Source organism: Vibrio sp. SBT000027, from assembly GCF_963894355.1.
GTDB lineage: Bacteria > Pseudomonadota > Gammaproteobacteria > Enterobacterales > Vibrionaceae > Vibrio > Vibrio splendidus.
The window spans coordinates 1,521,459-1,539,020 of sequence record NZ_CAWQGD010000001.1 but is presented as its reverse complement, the minus strand read 5'-3'; the positions used below and the strand labels follow the sequence as shown (position 1 = coordinate 1,539,020).

Annotated in this window: 13 protein-coding genes; 4 read left to right on the top strand and 9 right to left on the bottom strand. The window is 44.5% G+C overall.

The genetic code is table 11. The annotated features are described in order from the left end of the window. Window positions 1-22: 22 nt before the first annotated feature. The 5 genes from AACU28_RS06475 to yccS form a co-directional block, all read right to left on the bottom strand. Window positions 23-934 carry a LysR family transcriptional regulator gene (locus tag AACU28_RS06475; RefSeq protein ID WP_029222699.1) on the bottom strand — a complete coding sequence of 304 codons (912 nt, stop codon included), beginning with the start codon at window positions 932-934 and terminating at the stop codon, window positions 23-25. Between the two features lie 74 nt (window positions 935-1,008). After that, entirely contained in the window at window positions 1,009-2,268 is a 1,260-nt protein-coding gene (locus AACU28_RS06470; protein WP_102452762.1) for a hydroxymethylglutaryl-CoA reductase, read from the bottom strand. 171 nt (window positions 2,269-2,439) lie between these two features. After that, a complete protein-coding gene (locus AACU28_RS06465; RefSeq protein WP_114635497.1) occupies window positions 2,440-2,760 on the bottom strand; it encodes a hypothetical protein in 321 nt (106 codons plus the stop codon). A 121-nt stretch (window positions 2,761-2,881) separates the two neighbouring features. After that, the gene (locus AACU28_RS06460) at window positions 2,882-3,067 is read right to left on the bottom strand and encodes a hypothetical protein (protein WP_004730253.1); all 186 of its coding nucleotides are present in this window, start codon (window positions 3,065-3,067) and stop codon (window positions 2,882-2,884) included. A gap of 333 nt (window positions 3,068-3,400) precedes the next feature. Next, on the bottom strand, window positions 3,401-5,584 hold the full coding sequence (yccS, locus tag AACU28_RS06455; protein WP_004730255.1) for a YccS family putative transporter: 2,184 nt from the start codon (window positions 5,582-5,584) through the stop codon (window positions 3,401-3,403). A gap of 177 nt (window positions 5,585-5,761) precedes the next feature. Between yccS and helD the strand changes: the two genes are divergently transcribed. Next, window positions 5,762-7,837, top strand: a complete 2,076-nt coding sequence (helD, locus tag AACU28_RS06450; protein WP_102446765.1) for a DNA helicase IV — start codon at window positions 5,762-5,764, stop codon at window positions 7,835-7,837. An 87-nt stretch (window positions 7,838-7,924) separates the two neighbouring features. Then, window positions 7,925-8,275, top strand: a complete 351-nt coding sequence (locus tag AACU28_RS06445) for a VOC family protein (RefSeq protein ID WP_121602608.1) — start codon at window positions 7,925-7,927, stop codon at window positions 8,273-8,275. 137 nt (window positions 8,276-8,412) lie between these two features. Here the strand turns inward: AACU28_RS06445 and AACU28_RS06440 are convergent, their stop codons facing one another. Together AACU28_RS06440 and torT are read right to left on the bottom strand one after the other, a co-directional pair. Beyond that, window positions 8,413-8,868, bottom strand: coding sequence for a methylglyoxal synthase (locus AACU28_RS06440; protein WP_004730260.1), 456 nt, complete (start codon window positions 8,866-8,868; stop codon window positions 8,413-8,415). A 60-nt stretch (window positions 8,869-8,928) separates the two neighbouring features. Beyond that, on the bottom strand, window positions 8,929-9,876 hold the full coding sequence (gene torT, locus AACU28_RS06435) for a TMAO reductase system periplasmic protein TorT (RefSeq protein WP_231900482.1): 948 nt from the start codon (window positions 9,874-9,876) through the stop codon (window positions 8,929-8,931). Here torT and AACU28_RS06430 point away from each other — a divergent pair. Next, window positions 9,821-9,985 carry a hypothetical protein gene (locus AACU28_RS06430; protein ID WP_228010435.1) on the top strand — a complete coding sequence of 55 codons (165 nt, stop codon included), beginning with the start codon at window positions 9,821-9,823 and terminating at the stop codon, window positions 9,983-9,985. The two genes, torT and AACU28_RS06430, sit on opposite strands and share 56 nt — an antisense overlap. A gap of 64 nt (window positions 9,986-10,049) precedes the next feature. After that, window positions 10,050-13,067: a TMAO reductase system sensor histidine kinase/response regulator TorS gene (gene torS / locus AACU28_RS06425; protein WP_121602607.1), complete on the top strand. Its 3,018-nt coding sequence runs from the start codon at window positions 10,050-10,052 to the stop codon at window positions 13,065-13,067. Between the two features lie 247 nt (window positions 13,068-13,314). On the opposite strand, the gene AACU28_RS06420 is transcribed toward torS, so the two are convergent. Together AACU28_RS06420 and AACU28_RS06415 are read right to left on the bottom strand one after the other, a co-directional pair. After that, the gene (locus AACU28_RS06420) at window positions 13,315-15,669 is read right to left on the bottom strand and encodes a fatty acid cis/trans isomerase (RefSeq protein WP_121602606.1); all 2,355 of its coding nucleotides are present in this window, start codon (window positions 15,667-15,669) and stop codon (window positions 13,315-13,317) included. A gap of 157 nt (window positions 15,670-15,826) precedes the next feature. After that, window positions 15,827-17,509 (bottom strand): VRR-NUC domain-containing protein, encoded by a 1,683-nt coding sequence (locus tag AACU28_RS06415; protein ID WP_121602605.1) that lies wholly within the window; start codon window positions 17,507-17,509, stop codon window positions 15,827-15,829. Window positions 17,510-17,562: the final 53 nt, after the last annotated feature.

Here is a 17,562-nt window from a genome sequence, read left to right as displayed (position 1 = left end):
CGGTCATCAATGACGAAAAGAGTTAGGCTTCTAAAAACAAGTCACACAACCACTTGATCGCTTGATCATTCATGTTGGGCTTGTTCCATACCAAGCTATACGCCACCTTACCGTAATCAAAAGGCAAGGGCTTGCTCACTAAGCCCTGAGCTTGCTTAGCATGTTCAGCCCACTGTTTAGAGCAAGTGAACAGGAAAGGCGTGTGGTGACACAGTACAGCCGCTGCACCGAAGTCCGCGACCGATATTGCCATATCTCTTGGCTTATGACATTGAACTAAGTTTTGCTCAAAGTAAGGCTGAGACAGTTCGTTATCTAAAATCCCAATGTGCTTGTAATCTAAGTAGCCTTCAATCGTCAGCTCTTGCTGAGCAAGAGGGTGGTCTGCGCCCATCAAACAAACCATTTCGTCTGGAAGAATCGTTTCCCAAACCAGCTCCTTATTATCGGTCGGTGGCTGGGAAATATCATGGGGCAATAAGATCAAATTGATCTTACCGCTGAGCAAAGCATCAAAACCCAGCTGTTGCTTTGAATAGATGTTGAGTTTGGCTTTTGGTGCGAGTTCAGTGGTAATTTTGCTGAGCTTTGATGCGAATACTTCAAAGGTACTTTCGCGCATCGAAAGTGAAAAGCTGCCTTGGTATTCTTGAGGGGTAAAACTCTTCTGGTGAAGCAGTCCGTTCATGCTTGAAAGAATCGCGTGAACGGTCGGAGCTATCTGCAAGGCAAATGGCGTCGGGATCAGCTTGGTGCCATCTCGATAGAACAGTTCGTCATTAAGAATGTCACGCAGTTGAGACAAGGTTTTGCTCACACTCGAAGGGCTTACACAAAGTTGTTCTGAGGTTTGAGTAACGCTGTGGGTGTTCAGCATAATATGAAGCGCAGTGAGGTGCTTAAGGCTCACTCTAGATAGGTGTAAGTAATCCATTTATGACTCATACATTGAGAATGGCTTGATATTTGGCGCAACACACAAACAACAAGCCAATCTGACAAAGGTTATTAACGAGCTAGTTTATGGTGCGCTCGTGAAAAGTGGCCAGCACAAAACGCACCGACAATCGACAGTTCACCCGCCAAACACAGTGCAGCACAAACTTCAGCGAGTGCTTGTGATTTACCGTTGCCATGAAGCCCAAGCAAGTCCAAACATGCTTTTTGACTTGGTAAGCCGGTACCACCGCCAACAGTCCCTAGCATTAAGTTAGGTAGTGTTACGCTCGCGTATAAACCACCTTCTTTATTGAGTTCCATGCGAGTCATACCAATCGCTGATTCAGCAACACAGGCTGCGTCTTGTCCGCAAGCAATGTAGAGCGCAGCAAGTGCATTTGCATAATGAGCATTAATACCAATCGTACCGCTCAAAGCACCACCGACGGTGGTCATTTGTCCGAACTGCACCATTTTCTCTGGTGTAGTGTGGAGGTACTTAGCGACAAGCTCGGCAGAGATATTAACCTCGGCTGTGACCTTTTTACCACGAACGCTGCGCAAGGTTTGAGTATTGGCTTTTTTATCGCCTGACAAGTTGCCATCTAGGAAAGCATGATCGGGCTTAACTGGCGTATTTTCTATGATGTACTCAAAAACTGCATTGGTGGCGATGGTCACCATGTTCTGGCCAGAAGCGTCCCCGGTTAGAAATTCAAACACCAAATAAACATGGTTACCTTCGATGTTGATATTGATGTCGGTCAGCTTGCCGTGTGATGTTGTTGATTCAGCCAAGGTTTTAAATTGGTCATATTGGGTCACAGCCCAAGCCACAAACTGTCCGGCTTCAACTAATCCTTGGAATGCGAAACCAGGAGTACGTGTGACCCCTTCATTGAGCAACATAGCACTTGCGCCACCACAGGCCGTAATCAGATTAGAACCACGGTTATAAGACGCAACAAGCGCAGCTTCTGTAGTTGCGAGTGGGACGAGGTAATCGCCCGTAGCAAATAGGCCATTGACTCTTAAAGGGCCAGATATTCCCACAGGGACTTTAACGGTGCCAATAAAGTGCTCAATGTTTTTCTCATAAGCTTGGATCTGACTTTGTGTATGAGGGTCGAGGAGCTCTTGTTGAGAATCTGAATTGTCGAGAGCTGTCCAACGACGTGCTAGATTTTTTTCTGTCAGATAGGGGCTAGGAGTCAGCTTATTTACGGGCTTTTCAAAATGAGGCTGAAGCTTTTTTTCTAATGCGTCTGCGGAGATGTCGCCTCCTAAAATAGAAACATAGTCACGGCGATGCAGATTTAGTTTTGGCATAAATAGTATGAAGTAAAGTTTGTGCAGCAAAATTGGTTTGCGCTGATTCTACCGAGTAATAAACCAGAAACAAGCGCCTGATATAATGAGTTACAGTTTGTATGGGTTTAGCAGCAATTTGTTCGCCTAAGCAAGACAACTTCGTCAAAAAATGCTCACTATGAGATTGAACTAGATATGGATATCGAGAAGGCTGCCGATGGCTTCGTTTTGACGATCAATCACACTCGCACCAACGCGGTTATAACTTGCGCTTTGAGTCAGTTTGATGAGTGCATCCGTTGAGGATGAAGATGGTTCCGGTTCTTTTTCTTTAAACGAAATGGATTGTTCAGGTTCTATTTGGTTAAAGCTGAAATCGCTGGTTTGGAAAGCGTCATCGGATTCTAGAGAGTGTTTGGAGGATTGGTTGAGCTCGATTGCGGCTTCTTCAGCCATGTTGGTTGACTGCTGAATAATGGCGTAACCAGATTGAATACCAGATATCGACATAGCAGAACCTTTTATTGACGTATTGAATGAGTCTAGGCGGACGATATTTTGAGCGCAATGGTGAACAGGTGAAATTTACGGTGAAACGGTGAACTTAAGCTAAAATAGTGACGTCTGTCTATTAATTAAACAGGTCATTCAGTGCGTTTAACTCTTCATCAGTCAGTAGAGAAGGCTGGTCCGTTTCAAGGTTGCCGTCGATTTCACCTTGAAGTGCTTTCAATTGCTGTGGGCTAAGAAGCTGTATTTGCTGCTTAAATACTTCAAATTGCTGTGTATTCATAATGTGACCTTTGTTCAAATCCATATGCTCTATAGAGCATAGCCTACTGATTCAGGAAATCAAACAAGATTAAGTGAATATTAAATGAAGTTTGAAGTTTCCTAAAACTAAGACAACTATAAATTTCTGTGGTCGTTTTTTGTCCGAGAAATGTTAGGCAAAGTTATGGTTGGGTCAATCAAAGTCAGAGAATTCCTACAATGTAAAAATCCCCGCATCCCTTGTGGTGCAAGGGTAGGCAAGTAATTGCTCTACCCAATTGGGGGTATAGATAGAGCAATATATAAATCACATTTCATGATCAAAAGGTGAGCGATTGGCGGTATCTTTTTGTTTTTACAGTATTTTGTTTGTTGTTCAAGAAGCTTCTGTTTCAAACGGCTTATCTATCTTTACCTTAACCGCAAACTTGGTCGCTAAGGTATGCAATTCTGGAAGCATTCGATAGATCAAATGCAGCTGTTGTAGAACCATTCTGACAGAACTCTCGTCTTCTTCTCGCCACTCACTCAGACGTTTATCCAGTTCAGGGTCGTAAGCGTTTTTTACTTCACACTGTTCTTGGTGGGAGTAGAGTTGATCATTTAGAGCGTCGAGATGTTCGTGTATTACTCTGTGTGCATCTAACACCAGTTTGTGTGTTGCTTCATCATCGATACGTGTTCTGTGAGCACCTAAAGCAGAGATATAACTGAGTAGTGCATGATTAAGTGTTAGGAATCGAAAACTCTCATCTTCAGAGGTGCGGTACTTGCCCGGTTCAACCAGCATGCTACTGATGGCCGCAGTCAGGTTGGCATCGTTATTGTGTGCACTGCGGCGCGCAATGCGGTAATTAAGGGTGTCTTTTTTACCTACACGATACTGGCCAATGATCTGAGCGAGATAGTTCTTATTGGAATCGAGCGCATCTGCCATTACTTTGTGCAATCGCTTTGATTGCCAATCAGGCAACACGTAAATGACAGCAAGTACGGCGAGGGCACAACCAATAAAGGTATCCGCTAGTCTTGGCAATACCACCGCGTAGCCTTCCCCTAATTGGTTAAAGCAGAAGAGTACAAGCAGCGTGATAAAGCCGGTCGCAAATCCGTAGTTATTGATTCTGAATGCAAAGAACATCACGCCACTGATCACAATGAAAACTAACTGGCTTTCTTGAGACGGGAAGAAGGTCAGTAGTGGTACGCCAATCAACAAGCCTGCGACGGTGCCAATGACACGAGCCGTCAGCTTTTGTCGTGTTGCACTGTAGTTTGGCTGGCATACAAACAGTGTCGTCAGCAAAATCCAATAGCCACGCTCTATGTCAAAACCTTGAATGATCCCGTAGCCGAGCGTCAATGTGATTGCCATACGAATCGCATGACGAAACAGCATCGAGTCGGTATTCAGGTTGGCTTTGATCTTGTGCCACATTGCCGTCAAAGTATGAGGGTTGGTATCGTCCAATACATCTTCTTCCAACTTTTCCGCATCCGGGTTACTGATATTCGAGAGCTGCTTTTCGACGGTAGCTAGGTTATTGAATAAGTAATCCAACTGGTTGAGTAGTGATTTCCACTCGGGCTTGTTCTGTTGGTTAAGATGGTTAAGCGAAGACATTAACTCATCAAGTGCTAATACAGATTTATCGCCATGTTGGTATTCAGCTCCGACTTTCAATGAGCTCGCCACTTCTTTACAGGCTGTGGCTTGGGCTTCGAGTAGATACTTGAATCGAAACAACACATCAGAGCGTTCAAAGTGCTTTGCCAGCTCTTGATAGCGGTAGTGGGTAGAGCTTACGCGTTCATGAATGTCTTGTGCGATGAAATAGGTATTTAGGAATCGGTCACTCGGACCATCAATGTGCCCGCGCTTAGATCGGTTAAGCAGTGTTGCTTTACACATATTGAGTGCATTAACGGTACTGGCGTTTAACTTAGCTTCAATAATACGATGTGGCTGAGGAATAAGGTCAGATACAGGGTAGAAGAGTTCCGCTTTTGAGCCGATGTAATTGCCGATTTGATCGAATACCGTCGCTAGGTTTTGCTGTACGGGCTGCATCGGCCAAACAATCTGCCAAATCATCGACATGAAGTAGTACCAAGCGGCGCCGGTTAAAAGTAGAAGCGGTTGAAACCAAAGGTTGGTGCTCTCATGGGCACCGAGCATGGTATAGATAGCAACAAGCAGCGAACCAAACGCGATACTGGCGTATTTAGGGCCAATTGCACCGAGTATAATAAAAGAGAAGGTTGAAACGAAAAGCCCTATCGCGAACAGCCAAGGTGTATCGAACAGGATCTCAATAGAGAAAGCGGCTACAGCGAAACAGATAAAGGTCAATGTGAGTGCTTTGAGGCGGCCAGTAAAACTGTCATCACTTTCAGCAAGAGCCGCAGCAATAACACCTAAGATCAAAGGTGTGATGAGTGTGTTTTGTCCATAATACCAAGCAGGAACCACAACACCGAGTAGAGTGATGAGAATTAATACGCTGTAATTTATGGTTTTATTCGCCCAATAGAGGCGCAATTTGGCTGAGAAGTCCACAGTCGCTCACTTGACACACTAAAACCATAATCCTAACAGAAATCAAGCACAAGAATTTGATACTTATCCATAATTGCCCCTAGATGGTCATGAAAGCATCGATAAGATGTGAGACATTATTAATTCTCACAGCATCATGATATAAATTCAATATTCCCAATTAGAGAGCACACTCCAATGCAGCTAAGCGCTAACAAGACTGCACAGTTTTTTATTCAAAATGAATATCATCAAGTCGAACTTGATGGTCCACGCCTGCTGTTATCTTCAGTAGGCAGTGAAGAGCGAATCCCGTTTACTATTTGGAGTGGCAAGATCGCGATAAAACGCGGATTGTTTTGGGGATCGTTACAGTTCTTTGCTAATCAACAAGATGGCAAACAGCGCAGCTGGTTAGTACAAGGCCTACCTTGGGAACAATGCCGTCAATTTGCACGCGCATCGGTTGCTGCTTATCAGAAGTGGCATGACACACAATGTGAACAATTGGCTGAACACGTTCCTCAATGGGAAGCTGAATTGACACGTCTTGAGCAACTTCCTGCTTTCCTAGCGCATTCTAAAGTTAAGACTTGGGTCGACATGGTTAACTCAAGTTTAGAAAATATGACGATGACTTTAGAAGAAGCAGCGCAGCGTATGCCAAACCGCATTGCTCGAATGCAGCCATGGTTGTCTGAGACGGAAATTAAGCAAGCCGAAAGAAATCAGCAGTGGTTAGAAACAGAAAGACAAAACTGGGAAGTATTGTTTGCTCAATGTGAATCGTCACCACTCAATTTATCTCAGCAATATGCGGTCTTGATGAATGATGATCACAACCTTATTTTAGCGGGCGCTGGCTCGGGTAAAACCAGTGTTCTTACAGCTCGCGTCGCGTATTTACTGCAAAGCCATCAAGCTCAAGCTGAAGAGCTGTTATTGCTCGCATTTGGTCGCGAAGCAGCGGAAGAGATGAAACAGCGCCTTAACAGCAAAATTGGTTTATCAGCAGAGAAGGTGCAAGTGAGTACTTTCCACCAGTTGGGTTTAAAGATCCTTAATCAGGTTGAACCTGAACGTGTGGTTATCTCTCCGTTAGCGCTCGATGACAATCAACGCCAAGCATGGTGTATTGATTGGTTGAAAAAGCACTGGATGACGCCGACTAACTTCAAACGTTGGCAAAAGCATCTGTCTAAATGGCCAATCGCTTATTTAACAGGTGATGACGAACTTGGTAGCCATGTTTCAAACCTCAAGTTGATTGGTTGGCTTGAAAAGCAGCTTGAGCAGTTGAATGCATCGGGTTTATCGAAGAAGGAAGTGCAACAGCAGTTGATTGATCATAGAGACTACACGCGTCTCAACAGCGAGCTTTCACTGTGTTGGCCATGCGTGACAGCATGGCAAAAAGAACTGAAAGAACAGAATCATATCGACTTCTCAATCATGATCAGCCGAGCGACTCAGTATGTCGAAAAGGGCAAGTTTATCTCGCCTTGGAAGTTCATCATGATCGATGAGTATCAAGACATCTCGCCAGATCGTCTTGCCTTGGTTGAGGCGCTGTGTAATCAGTCGAAAGCTCAACACCAAGCTTCTATTTTTGCGGTAGGTGATGATTGGCAGTCGATTTACCAGTTTGCGGGCGCAGATGTGGATTTAACGACGGGCTTTAAGGATCGTTTTGAGAGCTCGACGATTCATCACCTAGATACGACTTACCGCTTTAACAATCAGTTAGGTGCAGTTGCCAATCGTTTTGTGCAGGAAAACCCGATTCAGCTTCCGAAAGAACTGAATAGCTTCAAACAACAGAAGCAGAAGGCGGTGTACAGTGCGCCAAGCAAAGAAGTTGAGAAGATCCTCGACCAATTGAACCGTCAATCAAAAGGCAAAACCAACAAGTCTGTGCTGCTACTTGGACGTAATCATTACCACAAGCCAGAGTTGTTGGAAGACTGGAAGAAGATCTTTACCTCTATTGATATCAAGTTCATGACTTGCCACGGCAGTAAAGGTAAAGAGGCGGACTTTGTGATTATTCTTTGTGTTGACGAAGGACAGTTCCCGACGAAGAAGAAACAGCTGCATATTGATGGCGCATTGACCGAATCATCAGACGCGTTCCCTTATGCGGAAGAGCGTCGTTTGTTTTACGTGGCAATGACGCGAGCGAAAGAGAAAGTATGGATCACGCACAGTGGCGACGGTTCTGGTTTTGTACAAGAACTGCATGGCTCTGATTACCCTGTCGTTCGTAAAAAGTGATGTCACTTGGTGTAATTGTCTAAGATTAGATCTTCAAGCCCTGTCTTAATATCACAAGGTAAACGCATAAAGCAGAAGGAATCCGCTATGGAACACGGCTCTATTAACTACATTGAATTTGCTGCGAAAGACATCGCTGCAACTAAGGCGTTTTTCAGCCAAGTGTTTGGTTGGAGCTTTGAAGACTATGGTCCTGAGTATTCTGCTTTCGAAGGTAAAGGCTTAATGGGTGGGTTCTATTTAGCGGATCTGGCGTCTAATGCTGAAAGTGGCGCAGCGCTGATGGTTTTCTATAGCGAAGATCTTGAGCAAACCGAGCGTGACGTGCTTGATGCTGGTGGTCAGATAAATCGCGAGATCTTTAGTTTCCCCGGTGGTAGACGTTTCCATTTTAGAGAGCCAAGTGGCAACGAAATGGCGGTATGGAGTGACAAGTAGCGAGTTAAGATTCTGGTGAAAAAAAAAGCCTGCGATAAAATGCAGGCTTTTTAGTCTGTGACGTTATCTTGTTTCTTAACGAAGCGTTTTTCTTCGTTCATATCGAAGCGTTCTGCTTAGTTAAGAGCACTGAACCATTAAGTTCGCTCAGCTAGGTACGCTTCGTAGTCTGGGATCTCAATGATCACTTCTTCTTCAAGCAGTGAAGAGTTAAATAGGAAGTTAGCGGTAGCACGGTTGGTTGCCACTGGAATGTTCCAAACACTTGCGATACGAAGCAGTGCTTTTACATCTGGGTCATGTGGTACGGCATTCAGTGGATCCCAGAAGAAAATCATCATATCGATCTTGCCTTCAGAGATAAGCGCACCAAGTTGTTGGTCACCGCCCATTGGGCCGCTGATCATGCTCTTAATTGCTAGGCCCGTTTCTTTACTTAGTAGAGAACCCGTTGTGCCCGTTGCATAAAGGAAGTGCTTTTGTAGTTTTTCTTTGTTCTCTGTGACCCATCTAAGTAGCTCAGGTTTGAAATGGTCATGAGCGACCAAAGCGATATTCTTATGCGTTGGCATAGTACGCGTCGTTTTTTGCATGAATGTTCCCTAAATGATTGTTTCGTTTTTATTGTTTTGAGTTCTTCAGCCAATATAGCACTAAGGATTCACACTGAATACCGGACGAAACTCAGAAGGTGACAATGAGTCGGCGATAATTTGATCTTTGAGTGTTGCAGGTGTCAGTGCTTCAATTATGGGTGCACTGTGTTTTTCATAAGGTTGACCGCGTAAGTAACTGGTGGCTTGTTTTACCGACAAGCGACCTTGCTCAACCATTTTATCTGTTGGTGCAAAAAGCACCTTGTTACGAAGTAAGCCGCGGTAGGTTCCGTGACTTAGGTAACTTGAAATTAATCCAATTTCTTTGGTTTTACCGGCTGCTCTCAGCTCACTTATCGCAGCTTCAATCGCGACTGCGCTTCCGACAATATATTGAATCTCCGGCTGCTCGATGACTTGTTGTACCAAGTTTCTTTGCAGTTCTTTATCGTTGTCTGCCCAATAGCTTATCGCAATTTTGATATCGCTCGATTTGATTGCATCATAAAACCCAAGAGCTACAGGCTTAGTACCGCCACTTGATTGCGGGCCAAGTAACAAGGCGATAGGTGTTTCGCCTGATCCTTTCGGGTGTCGTTTCGATAAAAACTCTCCGACTTGAAATCCCATTTGATACCAGTCGACACCGACCGTGCCTTTCAATACCTTCTGTTGTTCTTCATTGACGGTCAACTCATTGACAGTAGCAAACACAGGGGTAGAGCCAACCCAATCCGTAAGATTGTCATGGTAAGCATCGGGTGAAACTGTGCCTAAAATAATGGCATCGGCTCCCCATTGTGTGCAAAGCACCAGCTGTGAGGCTTGCTTACCAATGTTTGGGTATCCGCCGGCTTCTAATACTCTTAGCTCAACTTGCTGCTTTTCTGCTTCAGAGACCATGCCATAGTTAACAGACAACCAGTAAGAATCCTTAAGGTGCGGATAAATGGCACAAATTTTCTCTTTATGTGATGTGGCTTCGGCAGGTTTTATTGGGCTCAAAGGCTCGCTAGCACTCGCGACAGAGGTTACTGAGGCCAGTAGTGAGAGAATGATTTTTGAAGCTAAAGGTCTAGATAGCATGAATTGCCGTTTTATTGGTTTTAGATAAGAAACACTGCAAAATATAGCGTATTCTGCATGGGTAAAGAAGAACGTTTTAAGGTTTAAAGTTTATGTTGTTAGCCTCAGCGAGTATTGGACGCAAGCTACTGGCCTCATTCTTAGTGATGGCACTGTTGGTTCTATTGTCTGCATTGATCGGTGTTTCTGGTTTTAGCTTTGTAGCAAAAACGGAAAGAAACGTCGTCGATTCAGCGCTTCCTGCCATGATCGAAGCTCGTCAAGTTTCTGAGTTGAGTAACCGTATTATTTCGTCGGTACAAACGCTTTCTAATGCGAGAAACGAGGCCGAACGAAAAGAGGCTGGCACTGTGTTGTTTGGCCAGCTTGAAGCACTTCTTCAACATATCAAAGAGCTTGGTGTCGACAGTTTTGATTCGCAACTTCTCAATAAACTAGAAAACAATGTTCAAAGCGTTATTAACACACTGGCTGAACTGGGTGTCTCGGTTGAACGTAAGCTTTGGTTAAGCAAGGAATTGACGTCTCGTGTTGAAGAGATGCGTCTACTTGCCGAAGAGTTAGAGCAGCTCACGCGAACTCAAGTACTGAATACTGCCACCATTGCGGTTGCCAACGTAACGCACATCTACGACCTGCTAGAAACTAAAGAAACCGATAGAGCCTACCAAGCCTTAGACGCACTTGTTGAAGTTGATCTTGATTTGTCTGAGCGTCTGCACGAATTGCATTTGTTGGCGTTCAAGATGCTCAATCAAATTGAAGAAACGCAAACCGTCACCAACGTTGAACGTATTCATCAAATCCAGTCTGAATTCGAATCTAACCTAAGAATCATGGCGCGCCGCGTTAAAGCGGTCGAAGATCCGACTCGTTCAGCGCAGATGTCTCAGTTGCTTGAAGAGTTGAGAAAACGCCAGGTCGTGTTCGATATCTCGCTAGAACAATATGAGAACACCAAAAAGTCAGAGTTTCTGATGCAAAATACATTGGAGCTGTTCTCTCAGCTGAATACAACGGTTAACCAACTGGTTGATGATTCAAACCGAAGCACAAAAAAAGCGGTTGATGAGCTGACGAGCACGCTGAATCTGGCTCAATGGTCGCTGTCTGTGATTTCGGTTATTGGTTTGGTTATCGTCGCATTTATCGTTTGGCGAGTGGTTTATATCTCGGTTGTTAAACGCCTTACTGAATACTCATCGGCCTTGATGTCTATCGCACAAGGTCGCCTGAATATTGATATCTCGGTTAAGGGTAATGATGAGTTGGCTCATATGGGCGAGGCAATCATTACCGCCAGAAACACCGCGCAAGCACTACAAGTGGTCGCGGTTGGCGAAGCTAAGGCAAAACGTGAGCTCGAAGAGCACAAAGAGCACTTAGAAGAGTTGGTCACAGACCGAACCTATCAACTGCAAAAGACCAATGAGAAGTTGAATGTCGAGGTAGGTAACCACGCTAAAGCTCGCAATGCGGCAGAACAAGCAAGCCGTGCCAAGTCTGCTTTCTTAGCGACGATGAGCCATGAAATACGAACGCCTATGAATGGCGTGTTAGGTACGGCTCGATTGCTTAAAGATACCGGCTTAGACCCGCTGCAATCAGGCTATGCGGACATTATTAACCGCAGTGGTAAGAATCTACTCGCGATTTTGAATGACGTACTGGACTATTCGAAGATAGAAGCGGGACATCTAGAAATACGCGCGGCTTCTTTCGACCTTTACCAGATGGTTCAAGATACTTATCAGTTAATGGAAGGGCGTGCTGCTGAGAAGAAGCTTAACTTTGATTTTTATATCGAAAGTGATGTTCAACGCTATTGGCGTGGTGATGTCACTCGAATCAGCCAAATATTGAATAACTTGGTCGGTAACGCGATTAAGTTTACTGAAAGTGGCTCGGTCGATATCTTTATCAGCTTAGATATCGAAGATGAAAATCGAGTGATGTTTGAAGTGTCAGATACCGGTGTCGGTATTGATGCAAGTGAACAGGCGTGTTTGTTTGATGCCTTTACCCAAACCGATAGCGGCCGCAACAAAACCGGTGGCACAGGGCTTGGATTGGCGATCAGTAAAAGTATCATGTTGGCAATGAATGGGGATATTGGCGTTCATTCGGAAGAAGGCGAGGGCAGTCAGTTTTGGTTCTCATTGCCACTTGAAGTAGGTGAGAAAATTGAAACGAAAGCAACGGTCATTGAAGCTTGTATCCGAGCGAAGGTACTTCTGATTGAAGACAACCCTGTGAACTGTATTGTTGCCGAGGGCTTTTTGAATAACCTGGGCCACGATGTTGTGATAGCGACAACGGGACAAGAAGCGAGAGCCATATTCAGTGAGCAAGAGTTTGATATTGCGCTGGTGGATATCAACTTACCAGATTGCGATGGCGTCGAGTTAATTCAACAGCTCAAAGACGATGCGCTTCAGCATGAGCATGAAGAAAACGTAACACGCAAAGTACCACCAATGATCGCAGTATCGGCTCACGTGTTTAACGAAGAAGTGGAAAGCTACTTGTCGTCTGGCTTTGATGGTTTCTTGCCTAAGCCGCTAGAAAAAGAGGCACTTTCTCAGCTCATTGTTGCTCAACTCGATGGTAAAACACTATTGTTGCCACAGCCCGACCCAAATGATGCTGTTTGTAAGCAAAATGGTAACCGTACTGTGAAGGGTAACAGTGATGAATTGTACTCGACACAGGTGGTTAATGTTTTAGCTAAGTACACAACGACAACTGATCCCCAAGATGAAGGAGACGTTCCAGTGAAATTGATTGATTCCAAAGTGATAGAGGGTGACTTGTCGATCCTTGGCTTGGATAAAATGAAACAGATCGTTGTGCTGTTCGAGGAGAGCAGTAACCTTACCTTGAATGAATTAGTCGAGGCAAGCCAAGCCGATAACGGACGAGAAGTTAAGTCTTTGGCGCACAAGCTCAAAGGATCGGCGGGCAGCTTGGGTTTATTAGCACTGTACAATTTGTGTCAGAGCATCGAAGCAAGCGAAGAACCATTATTGCAGTATCGAGATAACGATCACGCTTTATCTGAATTGGTTAAAGACTCGTTAGAGGCGCTACTAACTTATGTTTCCGCTTAATGACGTGATCTTGTTTTAAACTTGATCGGATCAACAAGTCAAAAAAATCCTCTGAACGAATATTCGTCAGAGGATTTTTTATACCGCGCAAGTCAGCGTTCTTTATGAAAGGCTAACCATTCAAGCTAACCAAGGCTCAAGGTTTATATCCGAGGTTTAAGGCTGTATAGCTAAGTCTTAGGAGCTAGAACCACGTCTTAAGAGTTAGAACCTAGTCTTAAGAGCTCGAACTAATGTTTATCGCTTACTACCTATTTTCAAAGCGGTTGTAATCCAACAAGCCGAACTCAATCGGTTGGTCTTGTTGATACCAACGATGTACGCGATCACTGAACGGCCAGAACTCGTTAGAACTGCGTCGTATCGCAAACTTATCCAGCAGCGCCACGTAATCTTCTTCTGTGTTTAAATTTTGCAGCATTTTCACCAGAGTCGGTATCTCGCTCTCGGTTAAAGACAGGTAAGCGGCAGGGTAGCTACCGACAACGCCTCGTACGAGGGTTAGGTCATCATTGGCGTAATCTCGGTTACCTTCTTCATTAAACAAGCTTGAAATGTTGCTGTGCGCATTATTGTGAATCATGGTGAACAGCTGTTCTTCGCCGTTTTTGCCTTCAATCATGATCATCACTAATTGAGGCACATGACGCAGGCCTTCTCCCTTAATCAAATTCACTTGATTAAGCAGTGCTTCATTCTTTCTACCAAAACCTGTTTCAACAATCTTAAAGCGATTATCGAGAACAGGTGCGAGCTTATCTTTGATCATGTTAAGCAGTTCACGCTTCGGATCGGCCGTTTTGTAAACCACGCTGGTCGGCTGATCAAAAGGTGCAATGTTTCGCTGCAAGTAGTCACTCAGTTGTGTGCTTTGGTTCTGGTACCAACTAGAGTGTTCAATGTGGCGAACGTCTTTAGGAAGAAGGGTTAAGAAGTTACTCTCACCTTCAAGGCGCAAGAAGTCCATGAACATGCGTGTAATCAGTTGGTGGCCAAAGTTACCGTAAACATCGAAGCCTGCAACGAGAAGATAGTGAATACGCTCTAGAAGAGCATAATCAAGAATCCATGCAGTCTTAGGTTGAGTGCCAACTAACCCTTGTACAACAGAGGCGCTATCGAAGTGCCTAAAGACGGTGAGAGCAGCATTTGGGTTGATGCCGTCGCCATCCCAAATGATGCTAGTGTCTAGGTTTACGCCACTCTCGAACCATTGGTTGGTGAAGTCTGATTTCGCGTTTAGGTATCGCGCTTGTTGCTTCGCGTATCTTACCCAGTTGGTCACAGGTACGGTGTTACTTTTCAGCTCGCTAGGCAGCTTTAAGTTTTTCTTTTGGCTCGCATAGAAGGCGTTAATTTCCGGAACATCGGCTTTCTCTGGGTCGATGAAGAAAACCCAAAAACGGTCGTTAATGACGTTCAAGGCAAGTTGACCACGACACACCGGACCTTTGATATAGGCCATGATGGTGTTTTGCGCGTTATCTAACATGAAGTTGAAGCGCGAGTTTACTGGCAGCGCTTCAAATGATGTCATTGGGTTAGCAGAAACATCGATGTCGTAACTAGGAAGTTGTTTTACTGCGTAATTGACGTCGACAAACCAGGTATTCCACTTTTGTAGACGCTCTTTATTAAGTGCGAAAGGCATGTGCGTTTTATCGACGATGGTGCCTTGCTCTGGAATCAGACGATAGTAAACACGGTCTACTTTTGGATCGTCGTAAGGGCGGCGAGTCGTGATGCGCTGTACCGCTTCACCTGGTGGTGTTGCAGAGCGAACAACAGTGAAAAAACGTGTTGGTTGAGCTAAATCAGAGAAGTAGACATGCGATAGAAACAGGTGCTCATAGATGTAACGCGCTGAAAGCTGGCTTTTATTGTCACTCTTATTGAGAAAGCTTTCGTAGACATTAACGAGCTCTTGTTCCGCATCATTCAGTGGAATGTGGTCGTTCATTAACGCGCCATTTTCTAACCAACTCATTAAAATCGCGTATTCGGTTTTATCTAAATTCGGCATCCCATAAGGCATGCCCCAAGTTGGGTAATCTCTCTCGTATTGAGCGTACTCTTCAATCGTTGGGCACTGTTGGTTGCGATCGGTTGAAAAGTCGAAACCTTCAAGCTGGGTTTGATCTGGAAGTGGGTGGTTCTCTTTCTGGATCAACATTCGAGAAACAAGACCAGCATCTAGGTTAGCCGTTGAGTTCTGCATACGTTCGTTGATAACTGGATGAAAATCCGCATCGCGCCACTCTTGTGTGGTTAAAGCATCTTCAAACAAGCGAGTAGGGGCTGAGGCGGTTAAACGGGTGCCTTGATAAACAAGTGCCTTGCTCGCACCTCGGTCGATACCTTCTACCGAAGACATTTTGAGCTGGCAAGGTGCGTCATAGCAAGCGTGACAAACCACACATCGGTTATCAATGATGGGCTTCACTTCATCAATGAAGTGCTGTGCTTGAGCGGACAGAATAGGCGCTTGGCGATCGCGAACTTGTTGTTTACCAAACAGCTCGTCGAAGTTTAAACCCGCGTAGACGGCACAACCTGAGAAGACGCTAACAAAAGCTAAAATGAAGAGTTTTTTCAAATTCATACGTATTTATATATTAAGCATTTTCTCTAATTATATCGAGAATGATTGAAAATGCTCATGTTCTAACAATCTTATAGATAAGATCTTGATGGGACTGGGCAACTTATCGAGGTGAGTCACTCACCCGAGGTTGGAATTTGGAGTGTCGACTTAAGGTTTACTTATTGACGTAACAAACAGAGAAAGGGACAGACAATCGCTCAAACTCTTTGATCCAGCGCCATTGGTTGTCTTGCAGTTTATCGCCAGGGCCTTTGACTTCAATCCAATGAAACTCTTTGTTCTTGAATGCAATCAAATCCGGCATCCCAGTTCTAAATAGCTTTAAATCACTCAATATCACTTTGAAAAGATCAACAATCAAGGCGTTGGGAATAGCCTCCATACTGTGCTCGACGAGTGATCTGGGGAAGTAGTTCCAATGAACAAATGGATTGGCGATGCCGCGCTTCTGGTCATAAATATTGAGTAAGTGGTTCAGCCCATGCTTGAATATAGTCTGAAACACCGCTTCGACCTGTTCGGCTCGTTTGTCTACGAAATCGGAATGGTACAGATCCAGAGGTCGATGTTGGTATCGATTGATAAAGGCGCCTTCAACATCTGCAAAAATGACCTCCCAAAAGGCCAAGCCGAACAAGCCACATAGAAAACTGTTCTCAGAAAAGTAGACATCCCAGCCTTGGTCCTCAAAATGCTGCTTTACCGCAAGCTCGACTCGCGTTTGGCTGAGGTCTAATTCCAGTTTTATCTGTTCGCAATTTGGTTTTGAAGCGCGCGGAACTTTGTGCCCCTTCTTTGTAGATAATATTTGCTTGCGTAATAACCTTTGCTCAAGCTTAGCCGCGACTTCCAACTCTGACACATCCGATGGAGTAGCTTTCATTTGCGTGACAATGTCACACATTAAGTTTAGCTCACCTTGTTTGTCGTAGATGCGAGCAAGTCGCTCTCTGCTAGGAGGAAGTGTAGATTGCCTGAACCAAAAGACAGCTTGGTCGTTTAGGTTAAGCCTTTCAAGATCGCGAGCAATATCATTGATCAAACGCGATCGTTTTCTGGCAATGCTTCTGTGTTCTGATTCCGCAGGTATCGACTGTAAAAGCTGCTCAAGAAACTCACTGTCTTTGCGGTCACCTTCTGAATACAAGCGTTGAACATCGCGCATCTGGAGCAATTGATTGAGTTGATCTCTAGAAGTGAAGAAGCGGCGTTGCTTGCTTAATGGGTAGTTCTCGAAGGTATTGAGCCCAAGATCGCTTAAGACGAACTGGCTTAAGTCTTGATAGGTGTTAGCAAAGAAGAGTAAGAGCAAAACATCAATAACTTGAGATTCGACAACGTAAATACAATCGAACGACAAGTTTTGGAACTGATCAAAAGGTTGGTGATCAAGTAACGCCAAGAGTTCGTCTTTCTTCGCTGTCTTATTGTTTTTAAGAGATGGAAATGCGCTCAACAGCTCTGGTTTTGTGAGCAAGTGCAATCCGAGTTCGACATTGCTAATGACAAGGTCATGTTGTTCGGCGGGATGACTTAACGCAATAAAGCCTGCGGTGCTTAGTTCTTGTAATGCGCTATTTAAATCATGGATCTCAACATAGTTGAGTTTATCGCTGCGAAACCAACGGCCTTTACGAGAAAGCAAACGAACCATTAAGCATTGGCTTGAAACGGAAAGACGTTTGTATGCGGACAACCAACGACATTCATCGTCACTTAGAAGATCGATATAAAGCGTTTGAGCGTGTTCAACCAACCGATTGAAGTTATCGAGATAATAAGTAGAGGAGAGCTGAAGAGTGGTTTCTATCGTCAATGGGTTCGTCGCTTGATACAAAAAGAGCCTAACCCTAAGGTTAAGCTCTTCAGTAACAAATTCAATCTTTTCTG

What these genes read in the sequence shown, in the direction of transcription:
- AACU28_RS06460 (WP_004730253.1), bottom strand. Translation starts at nt 3,067, where the DNA reads ATGGATTTGAACAAAGGTCACATTATGAATACACAGCAATTTGAAGTA.
- AACU28_RS06475 (WP_029222699.1), bottom strand. Translation starts at nt 934, where the DNA reads ATGGATTACTTACACCTATCTAGAGTGAGCCTTAAGCACCTCACTGCG.
- AACU28_RS06470 (WP_102452762.1), bottom strand. Translation starts at nt 2,268, where the DNA reads ATGCCAAAACTAAATCTGCATCGCCGTGACTATGTTTCTATTTTAGGA.
- AACU28_RS06465 (WP_114635497.1), bottom strand. Translation starts at nt 2,760, where the DNA reads ATGTCGATATCTGGTATTCAATCTGGTTACGCCATTATTCAGCAGTCA.
- helD (WP_102446765.1), top strand. Translation starts at nt 5,762, where the DNA reads ATGCAGCTAAGCGCTAACAAGACTGCACAGTTTTTTATTCAAAATGAA.
- AACU28_RS06440 (WP_004730260.1), bottom strand. Translation starts at nt 8,868, where the DNA reads ATGCAAAAAACGACGCGTACTATGCCAACGCATAAGAATATCGCTTTG.
- AACU28_RS06420 (WP_121602606.1), bottom strand. Translation starts at nt 15,669, where the DNA reads ATGAATTTGAAAAAACTCTTCATTTTAGCTTTTGTTAGCGTCTTCTCA.
- torS (WP_121602607.1), top strand. Translation starts at nt 10,050, where the DNA reads ATGTTGTTAGCCTCAGCGAGTATTGGACGCAAGCTACTGGCCTCATTC.
- AACU28_RS06430 (WP_228010435.1), top strand. Translation starts at nt 9,821, where the DNA reads ATGGCACAAATTTTCTCTTTATGTGATGTGGCTTCGGCAGGTTTTATT.
- AACU28_RS06445 (WP_121602608.1), top strand. Translation starts at nt 7,925, where the DNA reads ATGGAACACGGCTCTATTAACTACATTGAATTTGCTGCGAAAGACATC.